A 25919-nucleotide genomic window follows, 5' to 3' on the forward strand; every position below is an offset into this window, starting at 1 on the left:
ATCGAAGCAGTGCTCCTCCTCTAAACATTAAGTTTACGGCGCGGGCTGTAGATCGTGTGATTAACAACAATGAATTTCTTGTCTAACCACTGGGTGACTTGTGCTGGTTGAACACCTGTCAGGCGAGCAAAAGAACGCTGATTCCCGTTGTAGTATTTTTCAATGTATTCAAGCAGCGGCATTTCCCATCACTCCAATTTGCATTCATGTTTATGCTGATATAGTAAAACACTATATGAAAAATTGTTAATATTCAGAATAAGAGGAAAGAAAACCCCGCGCAATGGCGAGGCTTTTGGTCGATCTTTGATGAAAATTTTCGATGCGTGGTCAATGCGTGGACATTGATTGAAATAAATCCTTTTATTTCATTTGGTTATCACCAAAAAAGAAGGCCTGCGGAAGGGAGATTCCACAGGCCAATGAGGTGGTTCCTGGTACATATCCGTCATACTTCAAATTGTAGATGCGTTGGCTTTCCTCGTTCACCCCAGTCACTTACTTGAGTAAGCTCCCGGGGATTCACTGCGTCGCCGCCTTTCTACAATTCGAATTATTAGGATATAGCTAGCATTTATGGGTTATGTTTTTCAGCCCGGCGATAATAACCGTATACAGCGAAGCGGTATGTGATCGGTTTCTAAGAAATGTCCTGGCGCGGAAAAAATACCCACAATGAGTGACTTAGCGCGCGTTCTGAGCAACCAAATTGCGCATCAGCAGCGCGTAATCCAGCGAAACATCTTCTGGTACAGGCATCCAAACGGTGTGGCCATCGCCTGGAGCCACTTCAATCGGCTGCGCTTTGGTATTTTCCAGCACCTCAAGTGTGAAAGTGACGTTACCCTGCGGGGTCATTAACTCAAGGCTATCGCCCAACAGGAATTTGTTCTTCACTTTCACTTCTGCCAGGCCGTCACGGCGTTCACCGGTAAATTCACCGACAAATTGCTGACTTTCAGAAACCGAGTGGCTGTACTCGTAGTTCTGATAAGAATCATGATTATGGCGACGTAAGAAACCTTCGGTATAACCGCGATGCGCCAGCCCTTCAAGCGTGGTCAGAAGCGTTGGGTCGAACGGTTTTCCTGCAGCGGCATCGTCGATCGCACGGCGATAAACCTGAGCGGTACGCGCGCAGTAATAGTAAGACTTGGTGCGGCCTTCGATTTTCAGCGAGTGCACGCCCATTTTGGTCAGGCGCTCAACATGTTCAATGGCGCGCAGATCTTTGGAGTTCATGATGTAAGTGCCGTGTTCGTCTTCGAACGCGGTCATGTATTCACCAGGGCGTTTGCCTTCTTCCATCAGGAACACTTTGTCCGTCGGTGCGCCAGCGCCTAAAGTCGGCTCGATGTTTTGCACCGGAATCGGCTCGTGAAGATGCACGATGTTGCCGACATCATCTTCTTTGCCTTCTTCAACTTTGTATTCCCAACGGCAGGCGTTGGTGCAGGTGCCTTGGTTCGGGTCGCGCTTGTTGATGTAACCAGAAAGCAGGCAGCGGCCAGAATAGGCCATGCACAGAGCGCCATGAACGAAGATTTCCAGTTCCATATCTGGCACTTGTTCACGCACTTCAGCGATCTCTTCCAGGGACAGTTCCCGGGAAAGAATCGCACGCGTCAGACCCATTTGTTTCCAGAACTTCACGGTTGCCCAGTTTACGGCGTTGGCCTGCACAGACAGGTGAACGTCCATTTCCGGGAATGCTTCGCGTACCATCATGATAAGACCTGGGTCGGACATGATCAGCGCATCCGGGCCCATATCGATAACCGGTTTCAGGTCACGGATAAAGGTTTTCAGCTTAGCGTTATGGGGAGCAATGTTGACAACCACATAGAATTTTTTGCCGAGCTCATGGGCTTCGTTGATGCCGAGCTGGAGGTTTTCGTGGTTGAATTCGTTATTGCGTACGCGCAGGCTGTAACGCGGTTGGCCCGCATAAACCGCATCGGCACCATAGGCAAAAGCGTAACGCATATTCTTCAGCGTTCCGGCTGGCGAAAGGAGTTCTGGTTTAAACATGATTTTCTCGTTCTGATTTCAGGTCAGAAATCACCGCACTGGGTGCGATGATTTTAAGGCGCGTGCATAAGGCACAGTTTTAGGGCGGGAATTGTAGCGCTAATGCTCGTCATACTTCAAGTTGCAGGGGCGTTGGCTGCGCTCACTTACCCGAATCACTTACATAAGTAAGCTCATCGGGATAACTTCCCTTGCCGCCTACCTGAAACTCGAATTATTTTGAGCATATTAGTTCCAGAAACTACCTTTACGCAATACGGCACTCGTCGGCTTCCCAACGGTAACCCACACCATATACCGCGCGGATAAACGACTGTTCTTCATCTAATGCTTCGAGTTTACGGCGCAGGTTTTTAATATGGCTGTCGATGGTGCGGTCAGTCACTACGCGGTAATCATCGTAAAGCTGGTTAAGTAGCTGTTCGCGGGAAAAGACTTTGCCCGGTTCGTGGGAAAGGGTTTTTAGCAGTCGGAACTCAGCTGGTGTTAAGTCCAGCAGCTTGTCGCGCCAGCTTGCCTGGAAGCGTCCTTCGTCAATGATTAACGGGCTGATTTCGTCGGCAGCTACCGGGTCGCGCTGGCGTTTGCAGCGGCGCAAAATAGTTTTCACGCGCGCCACCACTTCACGCGGGCTGTACGGTTTACAGATGTAATCATCGGCACCAATTTCCAGCCCTAATAAGCGGTCGATCTCTTCGATTTTGGCGGTGACCATCACAATCGGAATTTCCGAGAAACGACGGATTTCGCGGCATAGCGTCAGGCCATCGGTGCCTGGCAGCATCAAATCAAGCAGGATCAAATCCGGCGGTGTCTGGCGCACGAAAGGCAGCACTTTGTCGCCGTGGGTAATCAACTCTGGCGCATATCCCGCGGCACGTAAGTAATCAATCAACAGTTGGCCGAGCTTCGGCTCGTCTTCAACAATTAAAATACGCGGTGTGTTTTCGTCAATAGGTAATTCGGTCATACAGGTCTCAACGATTCTGGCTCCAGCGGTAACTCTACTGTAATGCTTACCCCGCCGAAAGGCGAATGCGAGGCGTAAAGCTTGCCGTTATGGGCCGCAACGATATTCTGGCAGATGGACAAGCCGAGGCCGGAGCCGCCGCTTGCGCGGTTGCGCGAACCTTCAGTGCGGTAGAAACGCTCAAACAGCATGGTGAGTTGTTCATCGCTGACACCCGGCGCGCTGTCGGCAAAGTGCATGACAAAACGTTGATTCACCACTTCGCCGGAGATAACCAGCTGGCCGCCCGCATCGGTGTAGCGCAGGCTGTTTTCCAACAGGTTATTGAATAACTGCATTAAACGATCGCTGTCACCGAAAATGGTGGCGCTATCAGGCAGCGCCAGGCTAATGCTTAAACCACGTGAGTTAAAGCGTTCGCGGAAGGCTCCCGCCACAATTTCCAACAGGTTAATGATATCCAAAGATTTCTTCTGGTAGGCCAGTGCGCCTTCGTCAGACATCGACAATTGGTGCAGGTCATCAACCAGTTTGGTCAGTGTGGCGACTTCCATTTGCAGTGACGCCACGGATTCCGGCGTGAATTTGCGCACGCCATCCTGAATCGCCTCCAGCTCGCCGCGTAAAATCGCCAGCGGGGTGCGCAATTCATGGGAAATATCCGCCATATACGCGCGGCGCATATTATGGTTTTTCTCAAGCGTGCTGGCGAGCTGGTTAAAGTCCTGCGCCAGTTTGCCGAGTTCATCCTGGCTGGTGGAGTCCACGCGGGTGGTGAAATCCCCGGCGGCAAGTTTGTGTGTCCCTTCAACCAGGCGCTTAACCGGTGCCAGCAGGCCACGCGCTAACAGGAAGGTTGCGGCGGCGGCGAGCAATGTTGCCAGGCCGACGATTATCCAGCTGGTACGTCGTTGTTGACGGTCGAAATTAATATCGGTGTTGCGCGTCAGGCGTTCAACCGGTGAAGCGACAACCCAGCCTGCATCACGGCCATTAACGTTTATCGCCCGGCGCATACCGTCTGTGGGAACCGGGCCACGTGGGCCAACCAGCACTTTGTAATCCTGGTCGACGACCCAGAATTGAGTGCGCCAGCCGTGCGGTGGCAGGTTGTTATTTTCTACATCGCCATGCTCGAATGAACGCAGCAGCTTGAACATAAAGCGATCATTATTGCGCAGAAACTGCCAGTTTCCGTGCTGTTCATACTGCTCGCCCAACGCGTCGCTTAGCATCTCCAGCCGCTGTTCATTGCCGCGTTTGATGTAATCAATAAACCCATGTTCGAAACTGAGCCGCACACCCCAGTGCATGATTGCCAGCACCAGCAAGCAAGTCGAGAAAATCGCGAGGAACAATTTGCCGGTAATTCCAGGCCGCCAGAGCTTCATGAGCTCCTCCTTTTGCGTCGCGCAATCACGACATTTTTGGTGGTGTCTTTCGGGACGCGAGCAAAAATCAGTGCGGGCAGGGCGATAACCACCGCCATGCTGAGATACGTATACATAAACACGCTGTGGACTACGGTGCTATCTGCCGTCAATTGATGATGACCGTACATTCCCAGTAACAACCCGGCGATGGTGACGCCGATACTCATTGAAAGCTGCATCACCATTGAGAGCATGCTGTTGCCGCCGCTTGCCAGGTCATCAGGTAAATCTTTCAGCGTCAGCGTGTTCATTGAAGAGAAACGCGTTGAGTTCACCATGCCGAGCAGGAACAACACCACTGGTAGCAGGTAGTACCAGCCCAGCAGCGCGGTTGCCATAAACAGCAGAATTACCAGCGCTAAACCGAGCGTGGTGGCGACTAACACATTGCGATAGCCAAAGCGGTTAACCACCTGCACTACGATGCGTTTCATGCCCATGCTGCCGAGCACCATTGGCACCATCATCAGGCCCGCATGGAATGGCGAAAAACCGAGGCCTATTTGCAGGAATACCGGTGTCATAAACGGGATCATGCCGCTGCCGATGCGGCCGCAAAAACTGCCTAGTAGCCCGAGAGAAAATGTCTGCGTCTTAAAAAGGTTTAGATTGAATAGAGCGTTGTCATTGGCTTTGGCATGCCATAAGTAGAGCGCCATTGCCGTAGCACCGCCAGCAACCAACAACCACACAGTGGATGGGCTAACGCCTAAACCTTTCGCGCCATCAAGCGCAATGGTCAACGCCGCCATGCCAAATGCCAGATAGACAAAGCCCATCATGTCGAATTTACGTGTCTGCATGGTGTAGTTCGGCATCAGCCATAGCGTGGCGATGGCTCCGATAATGCCAACCGGCAGGTTAATCAGGAAGATCCAGTGCCAGGATGCATATTCAACCAGCACGCCGCCGAGCGCCGGGCCAAGCAGCGGACCAATTTGTCCGGGCAACGTGACGAAGGTCATCGCTGCCATATATTGCTCGCGCGGCACGATTTTCATCACCGTTAAGCGCCCGACGGGCACCATCATCGCACCACCGATACCTTGTACTACGCGCGCCATCACAAGCTCGTTAAGCGTTGAGGCGTGCGCGCAGAGCAATGAGCCAATGGTGAAGAGCACAATTGCGGTGAAGAAGATATTGCGCACGCCAACGCGGTCCGCCAGCCAGCCGCTTGCGGGCAACATTACCGCCACCGTCAACACATACGACACGATAACCGAGTGCATGTGTAACGGGCTTTCGCCCAGGCTCGCCGCCATAGAGGGCAGGGCGGTGTTGACGATGGTGGTGTCGAGCGACTGCATAAAGAAGCCAAAGGCGACTATCCACAGTTGCCAGCGCACGGCGGCAGGCAATTCGGTCATTTAAATATCCTTCATACTTGAAGCTGCAGCAGCGTTGCTGCGCTCTTTCGCCCAAATCACTTACTCAAGTAAGCTCATCGGGACTCATTCACTTGCGGCCTTGCTGCAACTCCAATTATTTTGGATATTCCAGTGCCATGGGATGATTAATCCGTTGTCGCAAGACGATCATTTTTACGCGCAAACCGCATCCGCAAACGATCAAAGAACAGATAAACCACCGGGGTGGTGTACAGCGTTAAAAGCTGGCTTACAAACAGGCCGCCAACAATCGTGATCCCTAGCGGCTGGCGCAGTTCCGCGCCGTCGCCACTGGTCAGCACCAATGGCAATGCACCGAAAAGTGCGGCAAGTGTGGTCATCATGATTGGGCGAAAACGCAACAGGCAGGCCTGGAAAATGGCTTCTTCAGGTTGCAGGTTGCCGTTACGCTGTGCGTCGATGGCGAAATCCACCATCATGATGGCATTTTTCTTCACGATACCAATCAGCAGCATGATGCCAATGAGCGCGATTAAGCTAAACGGCGCGCCAAAAATTTCCAGAGCTAACAACGCGCCAACCCCCGCGGAAGGCAGGGTAGAGAGGATCGTCAGCGGGTGAACGTAACTCTCATACAAAATCCCCAGCACGATATACACCGTGGCGATGGCAGCAATAATCAGCAAAACCTGGGATTTCATGGTGTCCTGGAATACCTGCGCGGTTCCGGCGTACATGCCGCGCACCGTGGATGGCACGCCGAGCGCGGTCATGGTGCGGTCGATAGCATCACTGGCTTCCGATAACGAAACCCCGGTTGGCAAGTTAAAGGAGACGGTGGAGGCGGCTGATAACCCCTGGTGGTTAACGGCAAGAGGCGCGTTCGCCGGCTGCCATTTGGCAAAATAAGAAAGAGGGATTGGTTTACCCTCTTTATTAGTGACAAACATTTGGTCCAGTGCGCTGATGTCCTGGGTGTAACGCGGATCGACTTGCATCACCACTTTGTACTGGTTTAGCGGCTGATAAATTGTCGAAATCTGCCGCTGGCCAAAGGCGTTATTTAGCAGATTATTGGCATCTTGAACGCTTATACCCAACCGCGACATGGTTTCACGATCATAAATCAGATCCATTTCTGCGCCGTTATTCTGGCTATCAGAGTTCACATCTGCGAGTTGTGGCAGTTTAGCCAGAGCCTGACGAATCTTTGGCTCCCAGGTACGCAGGTCGGCCAAATTATCTGATAGCAGCGTGTACTGGTAACTGGCATTGGCCTGGCGTCCGCCAACACGAATATCCTGCACGGCCATTAAGAACAGGCTTGCACCAGGTTCTTTTGCCAGTGATTGACGTAAACGATCGATAACCTGTTGCGCCGTCTCTTTACGTTCAGAAAGCGGCTTCAATGAGATAAACATCATACCGCTGTTTACCCGTGAACCACCCGTGAAGCCCGTTACATTATCCACTGCCGGATCATCCCGGACGATTTTCATAAAGTCCTGTAGCTTCCCACGCATCGCCTGGAATGAAATGCTTTGGTCGGCCTGAATGTTGCCCATCAAGCGCCCGGTGTCTTGCTCGGGGAAAAAGGTTTTTGGAATCGCGATATACAGCCAGATATTCAGTGCGATGGTTGCCAGCAGCACAACACCCACCAATTTCGTATGGTTTAGCACCCATTTCAGAGAACGCCCATAGCCTTGTTGCATTGCGACAAGTACGCGTCCAAATCCACGGTTACGGGTTGGGGTATGCTGCGGTTTATTCTTTAGTAACCAGCCACACATCATCGGCGTCAGCGTAATCGAAACCACCAGTGAGATACCGATGGCGACCGAAAGCGTGACTGCAAATTCTTTAAACAGCCGGCCCGGCAAGCCGCCCATTAACAGCAAAGGCAGGAAAACAGCGACTAACGACAGGCTCATCGACAACACGGTAAAACCGACTTCGCGCACACCCTGAAGTGCTGCCTGCAACGGTTTCACACCCGCTTCGAGATGGCGGGAAATATTCTCCAACACCACTATAGCGTCATCCACCACAAAACCGGTGGCGATGGTTAGCGCCATCAGCGACAGGTTATTGAGGCTAAAGCCGCACAGGTACATAGCGATGAAGGTGCCGATGAGCGACACCGGAACCGCTACTGCGGGTATGAGTGTTGCGCGCCCGGACCGCAGGAACAGGAACACCACCAGAATCACAAGTGCGACTGAGATAACCAACGACTGCTCGACTTCAGCAAGAGAGGCACGAATGGTTGGCGAGCGATCCTGGGCGATTTGCAAATCGATCGACGCAGGAATAGTTTCCCGCAACTCAGGGATTTTCGCCCGAATCCTGTCAACCGTCTCGATGATGTTCGCTTCCTGGGATTTACGAATCATCAGCAAAATCGCGGGTTTCGCGTTGGTCATCCCGGCGTTACGCACGTCCTGTACTGAATCGGTGACGTTAGCGACATCACTCAGTTGTACCGCACCACCATTGTTGTAATGAATGATTAACGGCTTATATTCCGCTGCGGTTTTTAGCTCATCATTTGTCTGCAATTGCCAGCGTTTAGAACTATCTTCCACCGCACCTTGTGGACGGCGCACGTTGGCATTGTCGATAGCGGTGCGGACGGCATCGAGCGAAACGCCCTGGTTGAATAGTGCTTGTGGGTTGAGATCTACACGCACCGCAGGTAGCGAACTGCCGCCGACATCCACATCACCCACGCCATCAATTTGCGAGACGGTTTGCGCCAGTTGTGTGGAGGCGAAATCGTAGAGCTGGCCTTGCGAAAATGTATCGGAAGTCAGCGTCAGAATCATAATGGGTGCGTCTGACGGGTTAGCTTTGCGGTAGGTCGGGCGGCTTGGCATTCCGCTTGGTAGCAGGCTTTGCGCGGCGTTTATCGCTGCTTGCACATCACGCGCGGCTCCGTTGATATCGCGGTCAAAAGTAAATTCCAGAATGATGCGCGTGCTGCCAAGCGAACTCGACGAGGTCATCTCATTCACGCCAGCAATACGCCCGAGCGCCCGTTCAAGTGGCGTTGCCACTGACGATGCCATGGTTTCAGGTGAAGCGCCCGGCAGTGAAGCGCTGACCATAATGACCGGGAAATCCACCTGTGGCAACGGGGCCACAGGCAGCAGGCGGAAGCCCAACACGCCGCACAATGTGATGGCGGCGGTCAGCAGAATGGTGGCGACGGGCCGGTAGATGAACAGTGCAAAGAATTTCACAGCACTTCCTCATCACGACGACCAAAGCGGCGGCGCACCGCATGCGACAGGTTATCGAACAGCAAATAGATAACCGGCGTGGTAAACAGGGTTAATACCTGGCTCACCAGCAGACCACCGACCATGCCAATCCCGAGCGGGCGGCGCAGTTCTGCACCCACACCGGTTGAGAGCATCAACGGCAGTGCACCAAGCAGGGCGGCGAGGGTAGTCATCAGAATCGGACGGAAACGCAGTAAACAGGCCTGGTAAATCGCATCGTATGGTTTCATGCCTTGTTCACGCTCAGCCGCGAGGGCGAAGTCGATCATCATGATGGCGTTTTTCTTCACTATGCCGATAAGCAAAATGATGCCGATGATGGCAATGACATCCAGTTCGGCTCCTGCCAGCATTAACGCCAACAGTGCGCCTACGCCCGCAGTCGGCAGTGTCGACAGGATAGTTATCGGGTGAATGAAGCTTTCGTATAACACGCCGAGCACGATGTACATAGCCACCACTGAAGCCACGATTAGCCAGATGGTGCTCCCTAATGCGTTCTGGAAGGCGAGGGTGCTGCCCTGGAATTGAGTGGTGATATCAGCGGGCATGGCGAGATCTTTTTCCGCCGCTGTAATCGCTTTAACCGCATCCTCCAACGAATGGCCGCTCGTGACGTTAAATGAGAACGTCGTAGATGGGAACTGGTCGAGATGGTTTATCGTCAACGGGGCAAAACGCTGCTCGATTTTGGCAATGCTACTCAGCGGCACGCTGCCGCCATCAGTGCTGGCAAGGCGAATATTATCCAATCCGCTCAGGCCTGGTGTGGTGCTGGTATCGTGCTCAAGTACCACGCGATACTGGTTGGCCTGAGTATAAATAGTGGAAATCAGGCGCTGACCAAATGCGTTATAGAGCGCGTTATCGACATCTGACATGGAGATACCAAGGCGGCTGGCACTGGCACGGTCAACATTTACATAGGCCACCAGCCCCTGATCCTGCCAGTCGCTGCTGACGTCAGCCAGTTGCGGCAATGCTCGCAATTTTTCAGTTAACTGCGGCACCCAGGTGCTGAGTTCATCCAACGAAGTAGTCTGCAAAGTGAACTGATACTGCGTACGGCTAACCGTTGTATCGATGGTCAAGTCTTGCACTGGTTGCAGGTAAAGCTCGACCCCCGGCACTTTGGCCACGTTAGTTTGTAAACGCTCAATCACTACCGGAATACGGTCGTCACGGTCGCTCAATGGTTTGAGGTTAATTTGCAAACGCGCACTGTTCAGAGATGGGTTGGTACCATCCACTCCTATAAATGAAGTCAGGCTTTCGACCGCAGGATCTTTCATTATCACATCTGCAACCTGCTGTTGGCGCTGCGCCATGCTGGCAAAGGAGACAGATTGCGGTGCCTGTAAAGTGCCCTGAATAATGCCGTTATCCTGGATCGGGAAGAAGCCTTTCGGAATGAAAATCCACAGTACAACGGTGAGTGCCAGGGTGCCAAAAGCGACTCCCAGCGTGAGCCACGGGTGGTTTAACACGCGGGTCAACATGCGCCCATAACCGGTAATTACACGATCGAAGAAGCGCTCACTGGCGCGGGAGAAACGGTTTTGCTTGCGCAGTGATTCGTGGCTTAACATCCGTGCGCACATCATTGGCGTAAGCGTCAGCGACACTACCGCCGATATCAGAATCGCAATAGCCAACGTGACGGCAAATTCCCGGAACAAACGGCCAACGATATCGCCCATAAACAGCAGCGGGATCAGCACCGCAATCAGCGAGAAGGTCAGCGAGATAATGGTAAAGCCAATTTCCCCCGCCCCTTTTAGCGAGGCGGCGAGGGGCTTTTCGCCTTTTTCGATATAACGCGAGATGTTTTCGATAACTACGATCGCATCATCGACCACAAAACCGGTAGCGATGGTTAACGCCATCAGCGTCAGGTTGTTTATCGAAAAGTCGAGAAACACCATCACCGCAAAAGTCCCGATCAACGACAGTGGCACTGCAACTGCCGGGATAATGGTCGCCGGAACGTTACGCAGGAACAGGTAGATAATCATGACAACCAGCGCGATGGCGAGCATCAGCTCATGCTGGGTGTCGTTAACGGAGGCGCGGATGTTGGTTGTGCGATCGCTGAGCAGTTTGACTTCAACCGATTTCGGCAGGCTTTTGGTTAGCGCGGGCAGCATCGCGCGGATGCTATCGGCGGTGTCGATAATATTCGCCCCCGGCTGGCGCTGCACATTCATCACTATCGCCGGTTGCTTGTTCGCCCACGCACCAAGCCAGGTGTTTTCTGCCCCTTGCTCAACGGTTGCCACATCACCAAGACGAATTGGTGCACCGTTCTGATAAGCAATAATCAGGTTGCGATACTCTTCAGCCGATTGCATTTGGTCATTGGCCGAAAGCGTGACGGCGCGTTCAGGGCCATCCAGGCTGCCTTTTGCTGAGTTAACGTTGGCGCTGGTGATGGCCGTGCGCACGGTTTCGCTGGTCAAGCCCAGTGCGGCAATCGCCGGTGCGTTAAGTTTCACGCGCACCGCAGGGCGCTGGCCGCCGGAAAGCGTGACCAGGCCAACGCCGGAAACCTGGGAGATTTTCTGTGCCACGCGCGTTTCTACCATGTCTTCGACCTGCGTCATCGGCATGGCAGTTGAGGTGACTGCGAGAGTCATAATTGGTGGATCCGCCGGGTTTACTTTGCTGTAAACTGGCGGATTCGGCAGGTCGTTTGGCAACAGGTTAGTGGCGGCGTTAATCGCGGCTTGTACTTCCTGTTCGGCAACATCAAGCGGCAACGTGAGCTGGAATTGTAATGTTACAACCGATGCACCACCGGCACTTTGTGACGACATCTGTTTGAGGCCCGACATCTGGCCAAACTGGCGCTCAAGCGGCGCGGTAATGGCTGATGTCACTACATCCGGGCTGGCTCCAGGATAAAGCGTTACCACCTGAATTGTTGGGTAATCCACTTCGGGTAATGCAGATACAGGCAAGAAGCGATAGCCAATAATACCGGCCAGCAAAATGGCCACCATCAAAAGTGTGGTGGCAACTGGCCGTAGGATAAACAGGCGCGATGGGCCACCTGTGGCGCTCGGTGGTAACACCTGCATCAGGAAGCCGCTCCGTTACGTTTGTGTTTTGGTGCAGCTTCGGTATTGCTGGTTGTCGCTGATTGTGCTTCGACCACTTCCACTTTCGCGCCTTCCGTCAGGCGATCAATGCCGTCCGTTACCACTCGCTCACCTGCAGAAAGGCCAGCGGTGATAACAACTTTCTGGCTATCCTGAATGCCGGTGGTTACCAGGTGTTTGCTGACTTTATCTTCGCTATTGAGCACCCAGACAAAGCTGCCTTCATTGCCCATTTGTACCGCAGCAGTGGGAACAACCACGGCATCTTGCTGGGTATCAACCAGCATGCGGGCATTAACAAACTGGTTTGGGAACAGTGCATCGTCTTCATTATTAAAGCGGGCTTTGAGTTTGATGGTGCCAGTGGTGACATCAATCTGGTTATCCAGACTCAGCAGTGAGCCGCTGCTGAGCTTTTGCTTATTAGTCCGATCCCAGGCTTCAACACTCAGTGTTGCTCCTGCCTTTTGCGCTTTAACCACGGTGGCAATATCACCTTCAGGCAGGGTAAAGATCAGGTCAATAGGATGTGTTTGGGTCAGCACTACAATCCCTGCGGTATCACTGCTGGAGATCTGATTGCCGACATCGACTTGTTTTAACCCCACGCGGCCATCGATTGGTGCGGTGATTCGGCTCCAGTCGAGCTGCAACTGAGCGCTGGCAACTGCGGCTTCATCAGCTTTAATCGTGCCGACAGATTCATTGACTAACGCTTGTTGAGCGTCTAATTCCTGACGTGACACGAGATTGGTTTTAACCAGTTGCTGGAAACGCGCCAGGTCACGGCGTGCATTGGCAAGCGTTGCCTGATCTTTTGCCAATTGACCCTGAGCCTGGGCAAGGGTGATTTTGAACTGGCTTGGGTCGATTTCAGCCAGTAAATCACCAGCTTTTACCTGCTGCCCTTCCTGGAAGTGAATCGCCAGTAATTGCCCATCCACACGGCTGCGCACAGTAACGGTGTTCGCGGCAGTGATAGTGCCAAGACCTGTGAGATAACGGGGTACAGATTCACTGGTCGCCGTTGCGGCCTGAACCGGCGCTAGTGCACCGCCGCGCATCCCCTGGCGGTTGCCGGCATGGCGCTGCTGAGTTGATTGCGAACCTGCGGTGTCGTTACCCGTGCTCGAATGGCGCCAGTAAAAAATGGCGGCGATAACGACAATGACTGCTGCTGCAATCCATAACCCACGTGCGGTGAATGTGCCTTTCATAGATTTACGTCTTCTCTTCCTGAAACGATTATCCCCGTCGTACTCAGGGGTTAGGCCTAATGATACTAGTGTAGTGAGTTAAGGCGGCGGAAAAATGGAGGAAATATGAAGTACTGTATGGATAAGTCTGAGATGGCGGTTTTTTACGAGGCGGCTCGTAGGAATACGGTTGAATAGTATCCTGCTTATATTTCCAGCAATAAACTGTGGTTTATATTTTAGATATAAACTATAGTTTATGAGGCAACGCTATGACATGGACGATCTTGACCACAAAAAGATTTGAAGAATGGTTTGATGAACAAAACGATGATCTTCAGGAAAGAGTGCTTGCGGTGATGGGGCGTTTACAGTTTTGGGGGCCGGGACTCTCTCGTCCTTTTGCTGATACGGTAAAAGGTTCGCGCTTTGCGAATATGAAAGAGCTGAGAGTGCAACATCATGGCAAGCCCATCAGGGCATTTTATATTTTTGATTATCGGCGTAATGCAATTTTGCTTTGCGCTGGCGATAAATCGAAAAGCAAGCATTTTTACGAATCGATGATCACTGTCGCTGATAAAGAGTTTTTGGCCTGGTTGAAGGCACAGGAGAAATAATATGAAAAACAACCCGAAAGGTTACAGCACATTAGAAGAGTTGATTGCTCGTCGTTCACCTGAAAGTCAGAAACGAATTGCTGAAGCGACTCAGGAACTGATTCTGGAAAGCTGTTTGCATATGATGCGTGAGCAAATGGGCTGGTCGCAACAACAACTGGCAGACGCGATGGGCATTAGCCAGCCTGCGGTAACGGCAATTGAAAAACGCGGCAATGAGGTCAAACTGGGGACACTAAAGCGTTATATCGAGGCATTGGGTGGCAAGCTTTCACTGCAAATTGAGTTTCCGGATGGCATTAAACAGCTGAAGATTTAAAACGCCGCAGGTTTCCCCACGGCGGTTTGATTATTCGCGGAACACCACATCAGCCCAACGGGCCAGGCCTGCAGTTACGGAGCCGAAGTCATCGCCTCCAGCCAGTGGGATGCCCGGCAATTGCTGAGCCAATGCATGTTTCAACAATGGTGAGCGAGCACTACCACCAGTGAGATAAATCACATCCGGTTTCACGGCACTGTTTTCCAGCGCGAGTGTGACTTGTTCGAGAATACGTTGCAGCGGCTGACTGATAGCGCTTTCCAGATCCGGTTGAGTAATCTCGCAGCCCAGTTCTTTACTGATAAACGGCAGCATGGTGGCGACTTGCTGACTATCGGACAGCGCGATTTTACTCTCTTCCGCAGCACGCACCAGGCGATAGCTTAGGCGCTGGCGCCAGACCTTTTGCAGGAACGCCACTTTTTCAGGTTCACGCGAATCGCGTACCAGTTCGTTGAGCATGCGGCCATTAGCACTGCTATAAAAATCGTTTTGCGCCGGGACGTCGTTAATTGCGACCGCATTCCACCACGGCAACACCGGCAAGGCGATACCTTTTTCGGTTTGCCCGCCCATGCCCAGTAATGGGGAAAGCTGTTTAAAGGCCAGCATAATATCCAGATCGTTACCGCCAACACGGCAACCGCTGTGGCCTAATAGGCTCTGTTCGCGATCACGACGAGCACGCCATTGCGGCCCCATCAGCAATACTGAACAGTCAGTGGTACCACCGCCGATATCGACGACTAACACCTGTTTCTCTTCTTTTAATGTGGCTTCAAAATCAAGTCCGGCCGCAACCGGCTCAAACTGAAACACCACATCTTTAAATCCTGCGCGATGAGCGGCACGGTCAAGGATCCCTTGAGCCTGCTGATTGGCTTCATCACCACCTGTGCCCTGGAAGTTAATCGGGCGGCCGATCACAGCTTGAGTAATCGGTTCGGCAACCTGGCTTTGGGCCTGATTACGGATATGTAGCATCATCGCGCAGACTAAATCTTCGAATAGAGCGACTTGCTGAGGTTTCAGGCCTGTAGCACCGAGGAAGGATTTTGGTGATTTAACGAAGTAAACTTCTTCCGGGTCTTCCATGTACTGGCGCAGGGAACTCAAGCCAAATTGCACACTGTTGGGCAAGACATCGATATCTTCTTCGCGATTAAAGGATACCGCGCGACGCAGCAATGCCTGGGTTTCGGTACCAGTGGCGGGAACCTCGTGATGGCGATAGAGCCACTCACTTACTGATTCACGTGTCGGAGCGCACAACATTGACGGAAGCAGTTTTGAGCCGTTTTCCATCTCCAGCGCCTGTGGAACGCCGTCACGCATCACTGCTACCGAGCAGTTTGCAGTACCATAATCGAAGCCAATAAATTGCATATAATCCCCATGCCGGTGAAGAAGGGGGGCGACTTTAGCGGAATGTGGCGCATCGGGCAACTGAATATCAAAGCAAGGCATTATTAGTGGCGTGCGCCTATGCTATTGCGATAGCTAACGACAGGAAGAAACAATGTATCAGCTGGAGTACACCCCACCTTACGACTGGAAGTGGATGTTTGGTTTCCTGGCCGGGCGAGCGGTTAGTGGCGTCGAGATTGTCACCGATGAGTATTACTGCCGCAGCTTTGCGTCAGGGAAGTATCAAGGGCTAGTTACGCTTGAGCCTGATGAAAAAGCCTGCCAGCTAAAAGTGACGCTGAGTGCGGGTCTGGAGCCGGTTGCCGATGTGGTTTTGCAGAAAGTGAAACAACTGCTCGATCTTGACTGTCAGCCCCATACCATTCTTGAAAGTCTTGGTGATCTAGCGACTGCACGGCCTGGCCTTCGTTTGCCAGGCTGCATGGACACCTTCGAGCAGTCTGTCCGCGCGATTTTAGGGCAACTGGTGAGCGTGGCAATGGCGGCTAAACTTGCCAGAAAACTGGCGCAGGCTTTTGGTGAACCGCTGGTGGATTTTCCTGATTGGCGAATTTTCCCCACCCCTGAACGACTGGCATCGTTGAGCCCTGAACAGTTAAAGCTGCTTGGTATGCCCTTAAAGCGTGGCGCTGCGATCATTCATCTGGCGCAACAAATGGTAAAAGGCGAGTTTCCACTCCATAGCCCTACAGATGTTGAGCAAGGTGTGAAAACGCTCGTCACTTATCCAGGGATTGGTCGCTGGACGGCAAACTACATTGCTTTGCGTGGTTGGCAGGCAAATGATGTTTTCTTACCAGACGACTATCTGATTAAGCAGCGATTTCCAGGTATGACGCCAACTCAAATTCGCCGTTACGCCGAACGCTGGAAGCCCTGGCGCTCCTACGCGTTATTGCATATTTGGTATAGTGAGGGCTGGGTTCCAGGTACTTAAAAGCGAGTTAATTAATCGCGAAATAGCTGGTGTTCAACAGTATTTCCAACGGGGTTGGTTGGGTCACTGCCTCACCGAAAATAAGGTCAATGCCAATGCCTGACAGCGTATCCATCACCATTGGCATATCGGCAGGCCCCGCGATCGTTTGTAATGATTGGCGCTGGGCGTGGCCATGAATGATGGTCACCATCATTTCATCCATCAGATTGCAGTGAACATTACTAATCAGTTCGTCATCGACAATGATGTAGCTGAAACGCTGGCGTGAGACGTGTTTAAAGATATCCAGGTCTCGGCCTACGTGGCTTAGGATCAACTGGCATCCACTATCGCGCAGCCTTTTAAGGTTGCTGTCGATTTTTTCATCATCACTTTGCAACACTTCGCAATTGACCATCAGGTGTAACAGACGAGCAGGTAGTGGGCTGCGGGATAAGCCTCTTAACAGCTCGTCGACAACTTTATCATTCGCAAGGCCCGGGGAAGAAATAGGAAGCGCGATGCCAAAGCCTTTGCTTGCTACTTGTTGAGAAAACTTGCTGAAAAATTCGTTAAAAACCCTCAGGTCGAGAGCGCATTGCAACTCTTTGTCGGTAACGGCTGTGCGGAACGGGGACTCATCAATCACGACATTATCACTTCCCCAGAAGCGTAACGACACCATATAAAAACTGGTTGACTCTGGAACGCGTGGCGGGGCAACTCCTCTGGCTACCATCAGGATCGGGTTCTCGTTGATGATGCGCTTTTGCTCATCGATGGTCATATGTTGATCTTCTTTGCGAATCTCATGCTGAGAAGATTCAAAGACGGTCACACGGCCGCGACCACCATTTTTCGAGGCATAACAGGCGATATCGGCCTGAGAAAGCACTTCAGAGGCAATTCTGTTATCGGCATCAATTTGGGTTATCCCCGCGCTGGCGCCAATGCGGTGCAAACGCCCGTTCCACGTAAAGTGATAGTCATTAATGCTTTGGATAATACGCTCAGAAATATAGCGCGCATTGTCAGAAGAGCAATCAGGGAGTAACAAACCAAATTCATCGCCGCCCAGACGAGCCAGGAAATCACCTGTTCGCAACATGCTTAGCATCAAAGAGGAGAGCTCGCGCAGCAGCGCATCGCCCGCAGCGTGCCCTGCGGTATCATTCACTGCTTTGAACCGGTCGAGGTCGATAAACACGAGCGCATGGCGCTGGCGGTTTTCTCCAGCACTCTGCAATAACCGCTTGAGATGGTTTTCGAAACTGACGCGGTTTGCCAGGTGTGTCAGCCCATCATGTGAGGCACTGTAGCTCAACTGTTTAAGCATTTTACGCGATTCGGTAACATCCTGAATGACCAGTACCGAGCCGATGCTTTGCCCATCCAGCGTTGTTAGTGGTGTGATGCTGTAATGAATATCGTAACTGCCGCCATTGCGGCAATGCAGAACGACATCGTGTTCAATGGTCGTTCGCGCATAATCGCCACTATGAATATTCTCCATCACGGGCCCGGTATCGCCAAACGTGATGTGCAGAATGGCCAGAATATGCTGACCGATTGCCTGCTGTTGTGGCCAACCGCTGAGCTTTTCGGCAATAGGGTTCATAAAGGTGATATTCATATCTACATCGGTACAAATGACCGCTTCACCTATCGAATCCAGCGTAATGTGTAGACGCTCTTTTTCCTGATACAACGCTTCGTTCAGTTGTTTAACTTCCGTCATATCCATGTTGATGCCGAGCAGGCGCTCAACATCACCATTTTTATTCAACACCCGGTTTGCGAGTGAGCGAATATGGCGGATGCCTTCTTTGACATGAATACGATATTCCATCTTGAAAGGCACTCGAGCCTTCAAAGCATCGCGAACTGTTTTTTCAGCCTGTGGCGCATCCTCGGGGACGATAGATTCAAGCCACAGAGCGTAGGTGGGTTTCATATGTGCCGGGACTTCATAGAGATCAAACATACGTTTGTCCCAACTGATTACGTCGCTGCCAAGATCCCATTCCCAGATACCGATGCCACCCGCTTCATTGGCAAGTGTAATGCGCTCCATCAAGCGTTTATTCACCCACTCGGTATGCTTGAGATCGTTAATATCTTCAATCTGCGCGATTAAATAGAGCGGCGTGCCGTCAATATCACGCACGATAGAAACCGCCAGCAATGCCCATACGACATCGCCTTTGCTGGTGTAGTAACGTTTTTCCATCGAATAGCTGTTGATACTGCCACTTACCAGCATATTAAGTTGCTGTAAATCAGCGTGTAAATCTTCCGGATGCGTGATTTGCTGGAATGTCAGCGAGCGTAGTTGTTCGGCGCTATACCCGAGGAATTTGCAAAGCGATTTATTGACCTGCAACCACTGGCCATCGGTTGATACCAACGCCATACCGATGGCGGAATATTCCATCGCGTTACGGAAACGCGCTTCGCTTTCGGTGATGTGTTTACGCTCCTCGCGAAACGAATACATCACCATTGTCATTACATTTGCTGGTAATAAAATCATCAGGAACGGCAGCCAGGGGGCATTATTCATGATGTCCGTGTGCGGTTGCATGTCTACCGTGCTATTGGTTGCCATCATTAAAGAGACAACCATTAATGTAGCCAGGAAAATAACGAAAGCTTCCAGACGCGGCAGGCGAATAGCACTCCACATCAGAAAAACAATAATAAAGGTAAATGGCCACGGCATATAACGCAGAGCAAGATAGCTAAGTGTCAGGGTGATAACAAAAGTGAATATTGTTTCTAATAATAGTTTCGGATTTTTATGGCGTAATAAATAGCTTGGTTTAAACAATAATGCTGTTGGGACTAACGCCAAAGTGCCGATGGTTTCGGATAAAACCCAAACGAAAAAAGTTTTAGCAATGTTTCCGCCATCAGGACCCGCGAGCCAAACTGCCAGCACGCCGCCAATAAGAGGGGGAACTATGGCACTGCAGAAAACCAGACGAACCCAATTATTGAGGTTTTGCAATGGGTTAATTTGCGTGAGGAAACGCCGCATTAACGATGCGCCAAACAATGCCTCGATAATATTTATAGCGGTGTAGCCGAGATTAATCTCATGTATGGGCTGCAAAATAGCAGAAGCGCATAAACTTCCGAGAGCGCATACCACAATGATCATTGGCCATTGACGGACTGGATTACGGAATAAGGCCACCATCATGATGGATGTTGGGAACCAAAGCGGTGCTAAAACAGTACCGACCAGAGACAGTTCCAGGGAGTACAAAGTGAATATAAAACTTAAGAAGCCCAACCCCGCAGGCAAAATGAAGGAAGGCATTGCGATTAACTCTTTTGTGCTTTGTTTGATCATTACCGCAAATCCGTTAAGGCGTGCCGCCAGGTGCCATGCCCGGATGCAAATAAAAAGATAAGTTTCGGTTTATGCTAGTACAAACAATTTACAATTCCTATGCAGGCCGATCATAATTTAACACCAAGAAGTAATAAAAAGTGTTATTTGACATACTTATTTTTACCATCAAGTAATAACCATGTTTTTATAGTTGTTACTCATTGACTTCCACCTACCTGATACCTGTCAGTTAAAATCACCCTTGCGTGTGCATTACTCTGGTATCAGCGGGCGGATCTCCCTATAATTGCCGCGTTTGACGTCTTTTGCGTCGCCCTTCCTCAACATTTAAGTCAACAAGGCTCGTTACAACATGACTGACAAGTCCCATCAATGCGTCATCATCGGGATAGCCGGTGCGTCGGCTTCAGGAAAAAGTCTTATTGCCAGCACACTGTATCGCGAACTGCGCGATCAAGTTGGTGATGAACACATTGGTGTCATTCCAGAAGACAGTTACTACAAAGACCAAAGCCATCTTTCGATGGAAGAACGAGTTAAGACCAACTACGACCATCCAAACGCGATGGACCACAACTTGCTGTTTCAGCATTTACAAATGCTCAAATCAGGTAACCCTATCGAACTGCCTGTCTACAGCTATGTTGAACATACCCGTACCGGTAACACTGTTCACTTAATGCCGAAGAAAGTCATCATTCTGGAAGGGATTTTGTTGCTGACGGATGCCCGTCTGCGCGAAGAGATGAACTTCTCCATTTTTGTTGATACGCCGCTGGATATTTGTCTGATGCGCCGTATGAAACGCGATGTTAACGAACGTGGCCGTTCAATGGACTCTGTGATGGCCCAGTATCAGAAAACCGTTCGTCCTATGTTTTTACAATTCATCGAACCTTCCAAGCAGTATGCCGATATTATCGTGCCGCGCGGGGGTAAAAACCGTATCGCCATTGATATCCTCAAGGCAAAAATCAGTCAGTTCTTTGAATAATCTTCAGGCTTAACAGCCTTTCGCGAACGAGTTCTACTTATTCGCTCGCAAAAACGTAATGTAATCCCGGTATTTACCCTTCGTAGCGTGGCTATCTTAGCCCCGCTGTGGCAGGGTAAACAAAACTGAGCTTGAGATAAGGAGCATCACTAATGCGTTTGTGTGACCGCGATATAGAAGCCTGGCTCGATGACGGGCGCTTAACGATTACCCCTCGTCCGCCAGTTGAACGCATTAGCGGTGCTACTGTTGATGTGCGTTTGGGGAACAAATTCCGTACTTTCAGCGGCCATACGGCACCGTTTATAGATTTGAGCGGTCCTAAAGACGAAGTGACTGAAGCGCTGGAACGCGTCATGAGCGACGAAATCGTCCTCAATGAAGGCGAAGCATTCTATTTGCACCCAGGCGAACTGGCTTTAGCGGTAACGCTTGAGTCCGTAACGATACCCGCTGATTTAGTCGGTTGGTTAGACGGTCGTTCATCTCTGGCGCGTTTGGGTCTGATGGTCCATGTAACCGCACACCGTATCGATCCAGGCTGGCATGGCTGCATCGTTCTGGAGTTCTATAATTCCGGTAAGCTGCCTTTAGCCCTGCGTCCTGGTATGATGATTGGTGCTTTGAGTTTTGAACCGCTTTCAGGCCCTGCCGCACGCCCTTACAACAGTCGCCAGGACGCGAAATATCGCGATCAGCAAGGGGCTGTGGCGAGTCGTATTGATAAGGACTGAGTTGCATCTGTATGGGGATTGTATGAGACGATTACTTACCACGCTGATGATTTTGCTGGTTGTGCTGGTTGCCGGCCTTTCTGCGTTGGTGTTATTGGTTAACCCCAATGATTTTCGTGCATATATGGTAGGCCAGGTTGAAGCTCGCAGTGGCTATCAACTGGATTTAGACGGGCCGCTGCGTTGGCACGTCTGGCCACAACTTAGTATTTTATCAGGACGTATGTCATTGACCGCACCAGGTGCTAGCCAGCCCTTAGTACGTGCTGACAATATGCGCCTGGATGTCGCCTTATTACCTCTGCTTTCTCATCAACTTAAGGTTCACCAGGTGATGTTGAAAGGTGCAGTAATTCAACTCACTCCCCAGACAGAAGAGCGCCGCGCGAAGGATGCCCCTGTCGGGCCGTCGGCTCCCACCCCGCCACCTGATGAAGACAGCGGTTGGTCTTTTGACATAGCTAAACTAAAAGTTGCCGACAGTGTGCTGGTTTTCCAGCACGCTGATGACGAACAAATTACGGTGCGCAATATCAATGTGCAAATGGAGCAAAATGAGCGAAAACAAGCGCACATTGAACTGAGCAGCCGCATCAATCGTGACCAACGTGATCTGACCTTGTCATTGGTGGCCGATCTTGATGCCAGCAATTATCCGCAGCAACTCAGTGCCAATATCTCCAAACTCGATTACCAGCTTCAAGGTGCCGACCTTCCCGCTAAAGGGGTTACGGGCAGTGGAACCTTTGCGGCACGCTGGCTTGAACCACAGCGCCGTCTTGAACTTAATCAATTGCAACTGACTGCCAATGATAGCGACTTGCAAGGTAACGCCAGTGCTGTGCTGGAAGACAAAACGCAGTGGGTAATCGATTTACGCTCAAGTAAATTGAATCTGGATGGTCTGGTTGCTGGCAACTCAGTGACGAATGTCAACGTGCAGCAACAGGCACAGCAACAAAGTGCGCTACCACGTCCGATCATTGCTTCCGGTGTCGAAGAGACCAACTACCAGAGTCTGCGCGATTTTACTGCCCAGGTTAACATTGCCGCGTCCAGTGTGGTGTGGCGAGGACTGGATTTCACCGATGTTCAAGCGGCAATAACCAACAATTATGGCTTGCTGACGGTTTCTGAACTGATGGGGAAATTTGGCAAAGGGAGTATGTCATTCCCGGGCGAGCTTGATGCACGCCAGAGTCAGCCGCAACTATCATTTAGCCCAAAAGTTGAAGACATAGAAATTGGGCCGATTCTGACTGCGTTTAACTACCCAATCGCGTTGTCTGGATTGCTATCAATGGAAGGGGAGTTTAGCGGTGACAGACTCAATGCCGAAGCTTTCCGTCGTAGCTGGCAGGGGGACGCGAGCATTACGATGCTACATACCACAATGCAGGGTATGAACTTCCAACAGCTAATACAGCAAGCAGTAACCCGCAGCAATGATGATGTTCAGGCCCAGGAAAATTATGACAATGTCACCATGTTGGATAATTTCTCGGCGCAGGCAAGTCTCGATAATGGCGAGTTATCCCTCAAGAAAATGGTTGGCGAATCTTCCATGTTGGCGCTGACAGGCGCGGGGACTCTTGATCTTGTTAAGCAGCAGTGCGATACCCGCTTTGATGTCACCGTAGTTGACGGTTGGAAAGGGGATAGCAAGTTGATTGAGGTGCTGAAAACCACCCCAATACCGCTGCGAGTTTATGGGTCATGGCAGAAGCTGAATTACTCTTTGCAAGTGGACCAGGTGCTGCGTAAACAGTTGCAGAGTGAAGCAAAACGTCGCCTGAATGACTGGCTGGGCAAGCATAAAGACAGCAGCAAAGCGAAAGACGTTAAAGATTTGCTAGATAAGCTTTAGTCATTTCATACGTCGGATGTTGCTGCGCAAATCTCTCCTACAAATACTCTATTTCGTAGGTAGGATTAGCGCAGCAACATCCGACTTTATTATTTAAATCACACCTCAAAATCCATCTCATCGTCGCGGGTCTTCGGCACAATTTGCACCTTCTGTACGCGATGGCTTTCCACCTGCAATGTCCGCAACAGAAAATCTCCCACCTGAACAGCTTCTCCTGTTACCGGAATATGTTGTAACGCCTCCATCAGCAGCCCTGCAATCGTGTGATAGTTGCGTTTGTCATCCAGTGGTATAGGCACATACTGCACTAAGTCTTCGAGCGGCATATGACCGTTTGCGGTCCATGTTCCATCAGGGTTTTTCTGAATATCATGGCGCGCGTCTATCTCTTCAGCTTCATTCGGCAAGTTACCGGCAATGGTTTCCATCACATCACTCAATGTCACCACACCTTCTACCGAACCAAACTCATCTACCACAAAGGCAAAGTGAGTTCTGGCGTTGCGGAACTGCTCTAGTGCCGCCAATAAAGGCAGTGTTTCCGGGAAGACAAGTGGTTGGCGAATTAATACTTCGAGGTTGAGCGGTTCGCCTTTGAGCGACTGCTGGAGCAAATCAATGACGTGCACTACGCCCAGAATCTCATCGCTTTCGCCAGTTATGACCACGCGTGTATGCTGGTTCTTATCAAGCAAGGCTCGTATTTGTTCTTCCGGGTCGGCCAGTTTAATGTGCTCGACATCGTGACGTGATGTCATGATGCTGCTCACCGTGCGCTGGTTGAGATTAAGCACACGTTCAATCATCAGCCGCTCTTGTGGCTCAAATATCTCATCTTGCCGGGCGTGGTCAGCAATCAGCGATGCGGTTTGCGCATCCAGTTCAGCTTCTTCTTTCTTACCGTTTAATAAACGCAGCACGGCTTCAGCGGTGCGTTGGCGCAACGATTGATCGGCAGACAAGAAGCGGCGGCGGTTGAATATTGCCAGCTGGTTTAAACTCTCAATCATCACCGAGAAGCCGATAGCAGCGTATAAATAGCCTTTCGGGATATGGTAGCCAAAGCCGTCTGCGACCAGGCTAAAGCCTATCATCAGCAGAAAACTCAGGCACAGAATCACAATAGTAGGATGGTTATTCACGAAGCGTGTGAGTGCTTTACTGGCAAGCAACATCAGGCAAATCGCGATAATCACCGCTGCCATCATCACGGGCAGATGGTCGACCATGCCCACGGCGGTTATCACCGAATCGAGAGAAAACACCGCATCCAGAATGACGATTTGCGCGACTACCGGCCAGAACCTTGCTCCCCGTCGCTGCGTATGGGTTTCACTATCCTTACCCTCAAGCCGCTCATTGAGCTCAACAGTCGCCTTAAATAGAAGAAACAAACCACCAAATAACATGATCAGATCTCGGGCACTAAACCCGAGTTCGCCCACGCTGAAGAGTGGTCGTGTTAACGTGACCAGCCATGAAATGGAGGCCAGCAACAGCAAACGCATCAACATGGCAAGAATAAGGCCGGTGACGCGTGCTTTGTCGCGTTGGGATGGGGGTAGTTTTTCGGCAAGGATAGCGATAAACACCAGGTTATCGATGCCGAGGACCAGTTCAATAACGACTAACGTTATCAATCCGGCCCAGATTGAGGGGTCGGCAATCCATTCCATGCCTTAATGCACCTCTTGTTAGATGACAAACGTCACACTTAAAGGATGGTTAACCGCGCGGGAAATTGCAATGCCGCAGGGTGGGATAAATCATGTTGCCCTTTAAATGTTAAATATTGCCGGGTTAATTCCATTTAATTACTAAGGTAAATAATTAATTATTTTCTTAATAATAGCCCAGTGGTTCTTATTATAATGAAATTCACATGAGATATATCTGTATATCACATTGCGACTTATCACTTATTAATATTCTGTCAATATAAAGAAATTCCTAAACGCATGTAAATGTGCCGTTAATATTATTCTTAAAAGTCCCTGTCTGGTTCTGTGGAACCTTGCCTGATATAGGGTTAGCTGTAACAATCGATATCGGTGTCTGATATTAGATGTATTTTTTATATTCGCTGAAGCTGTGATATTTAACCTGGTGCCATAGGGCTTATCTCCAGAGAATTGTTCTTTGGGTTTACTTTCTGGAATCGTTATTTCTTATAAATTGTCTTTTTTCAGTAGGTTGGTGACTGTAAGCCAGGGGCGGTAGCATGCCCGAAGGCCAGAGAATAAGCCTCAATTATTCTGTCAATAGGATATCGGGAAATAAGCGTTTTTTTAGGATTGATGC

The 25919-nt window shown here is 50.8% G+C and carries 17 protein-coding genes; 6 read left to right on the top strand and 11 right to left on the bottom strand.

All coding sequences use genetic code 11. The annotated features are described in order from the left end of the window. Positions 1–20: 20 nt before the first annotated feature. From LVQ76_RS08805 to LVQ76_RS08840, 8 genes are all read right to left on the bottom strand, one after another. A complete protein-coding gene (locus tag LVQ76_RS08805; protein WP_232921438.1) occupies positions 21–182 on the bottom strand; it encodes a hypothetical protein in 162 nt (53 codons plus the stop codon). A 502-nt stretch (positions 183–684) separates the two neighbouring features. Beyond that, positions 685–2031, bottom strand: a complete 1347-nt coding sequence (gene trhP / locus LVQ76_RS08810) for a prephenate-dependent tRNA uridine(34) hydroxylase TrhP (protein ID WP_232865205.1) — start codon at positions 2029–2031, stop codon at positions 685–687. A gap of 247 nt (positions 2032–2278) precedes the next feature. Then, entirely contained in the window at positions 2279–3001 is a 723-nt protein-coding gene (gene baeR, locus LVQ76_RS08815) for an envelope stress response regulator BaeR (RefSeq protein WP_064559538.1), read from the bottom strand. Continuing rightward, entirely contained in the window at positions 2998–4392 is a 1395-nt protein-coding gene (gene baeS, locus LVQ76_RS08820) for an envelope stress sensor histidine kinase BaeS (RefSeq protein WP_232921439.1), read from the bottom strand. Before baeS ends, baeR begins: the two co-directional genes overlap by 4 nt. Continuing rightward, positions 4389–5804 carry an MFS transporter gene (locus tag LVQ76_RS08825; protein ID WP_232921440.1) on the bottom strand — a complete coding sequence of 472 codons (1416 nt, stop codon included), beginning with the start codon at positions 5802–5804 and terminating at the stop codon, positions 4389–4391. Before LVQ76_RS08825 ends, baeS begins: the two co-directional genes overlap by 4 nt. Positions 5805–5950: 146 nt before the next feature. Beyond that, entirely contained in the window at positions 5951–9031 is a 3081-nt protein-coding gene (gene mdtC / locus LVQ76_RS08830) for a multidrug efflux RND transporter permease subunit MdtC (protein ID WP_232921441.1), read from the bottom strand. After that, positions 9028–12153: an MdtB/MuxB family multidrug efflux RND transporter permease subunit gene (locus tag LVQ76_RS08835; protein ID WP_232921442.1), complete on the bottom strand. Its 3126-nt coding sequence runs from the start codon at positions 12151–12153 to the stop codon at positions 9028–9030. Before LVQ76_RS08835 ends, mdtC begins: the two co-directional genes overlap by 4 nt. Beyond that, on the bottom strand, positions 12153–13391 hold the full coding sequence (locus tag LVQ76_RS08840) for an MdtA/MuxA family multidrug efflux RND transporter periplasmic adaptor subunit (RefSeq protein ID WP_232921443.1): 1239 nt from the start codon (positions 13389–13391) through the stop codon (positions 12153–12155). Before LVQ76_RS08840 ends, LVQ76_RS08835 begins: the two co-directional genes overlap by 1 nt. 251 nt (positions 13392–13642) lie before the next feature. On the opposite strand from LVQ76_RS08840, the gene LVQ76_RS08845 reads away from it, so the two are divergent. Beyond that, positions 13643–13990, top strand: coding sequence for a type II toxin-antitoxin system RelE/ParE family toxin (locus LVQ76_RS08845; protein WP_232865211.1), 348 nt, complete (start codon positions 13643–13645; stop codon positions 13988–13990). A gap of 1 nt (position 13991) precedes the next feature. Then, complete coding sequence (locus LVQ76_RS08850; protein ID WP_154155342.1) at positions 13992–14309, top strand: helix-turn-helix domain-containing protein; 318 nt, start codon at positions 13992–13994, stop codon at positions 14307–14309. A 30-nt stretch (positions 14310–14339) separates the two neighbouring features. Here LVQ76_RS08850 and yegD read toward each other — a convergent pair whose 3' ends face one another. Continuing rightward, the gene (yegD, locus tag LVQ76_RS08855; RefSeq protein ID WP_232865212.1) at positions 14340–15698 is read right to left on the bottom strand and encodes a molecular chaperone; all 1359 of its coding nucleotides are present in this window, start codon (positions 15696–15698) and stop codon (positions 14340–14342) included. A 133-nt stretch (positions 15699–15831) separates the two neighbouring features. Here yegD and alkA point away from each other — a divergent pair, with 133 nt between their 5' ends. Then, positions 15832–16677 carry a DNA-3-methyladenine glycosylase 2 gene (gene alkA, locus LVQ76_RS08860; RefSeq protein WP_232921444.1) on the top strand — a complete coding sequence of 282 codons (846 nt, stop codon included), beginning with the start codon at positions 15832–15834 and terminating at the stop codon, positions 16675–16677. Positions 16678–16684: 7 nt separating this feature from the next. Here alkA and LVQ76_RS08865 read toward each other — a convergent pair whose 3' ends face one another. After that, positions 16685–20017, bottom strand: a complete 3333-nt coding sequence (locus tag LVQ76_RS08865) for a diguanylate cyclase (RefSeq protein WP_232921445.1) — start codon at positions 20015–20017, stop codon at positions 16685–16687. A gap of 355 nt (positions 20018–20372) precedes the next feature. On the opposite strand from LVQ76_RS08865, the gene udk reads away from it, so the two are divergent. The 3 genes from udk (at position 20373) to asmA (ending at position 23615) form a co-directional block, all read left to right on the top strand. Beyond that, a complete protein-coding gene (gene udk, locus LVQ76_RS08870) occupies positions 20373–21014 on the top strand; it encodes a uridine kinase (RefSeq protein ID WP_034458495.1) in 642 nt (213 codons plus the stop codon). Positions 21015–21166: 152 nt separating this feature from the next. Next, positions 21167–21748, top strand: a complete 582-nt coding sequence (gene dcd, locus LVQ76_RS08875) for a dCTP deaminase (RefSeq protein ID WP_064512248.1) — start codon at positions 21167–21169, stop codon at positions 21746–21748. A gap of 22 nt (positions 21749–21770) precedes the next feature. Next, positions 21771–23615, top strand: a complete 1845-nt coding sequence (gene asmA / locus LVQ76_RS08880; protein ID WP_232921446.1) for an outer membrane assembly protein AsmA — start codon at positions 21771–21773, stop codon at positions 23613–23615. Positions 23616–23713: 98 nt separating this feature from the next. Here asmA and LVQ76_RS08885 read toward each other — a convergent pair whose 3' ends face one another. Continuing rightward, the gene (locus tag LVQ76_RS08885; RefSeq protein ID WP_232921447.1) at positions 23714–25294 is read right to left on the bottom strand and encodes a TerC family protein; all 1581 of its coding nucleotides are present in this window, start codon (positions 25292–25294) and stop codon (positions 23714–23716) included. Positions 25295–25919 lie beyond the last annotated feature (625 nt).

The organism is Buttiauxella cochleicola (genome assembly GCF_021283185.1).
Taxonomy (GTDB): Bacteria; Pseudomonadota; Gammaproteobacteria; order Enterobacterales; family Enterobacteriaceae; genus Buttiauxella; species Buttiauxella massiliensis.

Bases quoted from the DNA above. Each gene is read 5' to 3' on its own strand.
- baeS (WP_232921439.1), bottom strand. From the start codon at position 4,392: ATGAAGCTCTGGCGGCCTGGAATTACCGGCAAATTGTTCCTCGCGATT.
- LVQ76_RS08840 (WP_232921443.1), bottom strand. From the start codon at position 13,391: ATGAAAGGCACATTCACCGCACGTGGGTTATGGATTGCAGCAGCAGTC.
- alkA (WP_232921444.1), top strand. From the start codon at position 15,832: ATGTATCAGCTGGAGTACACCCCACCTTACGACTGGAAGTGGATGTTT.
- LVQ76_RS08835 (WP_232921442.1), bottom strand. From the start codon at position 12,153: ATGCAGGTGTTACCACCGAGCGCCACAGGTGGCCCATCGCGCCTGTTT.
- asmA (WP_232921446.1), top strand. From the start codon at position 21,771: ATGAGACGATTACTTACCACGCTGATGATTTTGCTGGTTGTGCTGGTT.
- LVQ76_RS08805 (WP_232921438.1), bottom strand. From the start codon at position 182: ATGCCGCTGCTTGAATACATTGAAAAATACTACAACGGGAATCAGCGT.
- LVQ76_RS08865 (WP_232921445.1), bottom strand. From the start codon at position 20,017: ATGATCAAACAAAGCACAAAAGAGTTAATCGCAATGCCTTCCTTCATT.
- trhP (WP_232865205.1), bottom strand. From the start codon at position 2,031: ATGTTTAAACCAGAACTCCTTTCGCCAGCCGGAACGCTGAAGAATATG.
- LVQ76_RS08885 (WP_232921447.1), bottom strand. From the start codon at position 25,294: ATGGAATGGATTGCCGACCCCTCAATCTGGGCCGGATTGATAACGTTA.
- yegD (WP_232865212.1), bottom strand. From the start codon at position 15,698: ATGCAATTTATTGGCTTCGATTATGGTACTGCAAACTGCTCGGTAGCA.
- dcd (WP_064512248.1), top strand. From the start codon at position 21,167: ATGCGTTTGTGTGACCGCGATATAGAAGCCTGGCTCGATGACGGGCGC.
- LVQ76_RS08845 (WP_232865211.1), top strand. From the start codon at position 13,643: ATGACATGGACGATCTTGACCACAAAAAGATTTGAAGAATGGTTTGAT.
- udk (WP_034458495.1), top strand. From the start codon at position 20,373: ATGACTGACAAGTCCCATCAATGCGTCATCATCGGGATAGCCGGTGCG.
- LVQ76_RS08825 (WP_232921440.1), bottom strand. From the start codon at position 5,804: ATGACCGAATTGCCTGCCGCCGTGCGCTGGCAACTGTGGATAGTCGCC.
- baeR (WP_064559538.1), bottom strand. From the start codon at position 3,001: ATGACCGAATTACCTATTGACGAAAACACACCGCGTATTTTAATTGTT.
- LVQ76_RS08850 (WP_154155342.1), top strand. From the start codon at position 13,992: ATGAAAAACAACCCGAAAGGTTACAGCACATTAGAAGAGTTGATTGCT.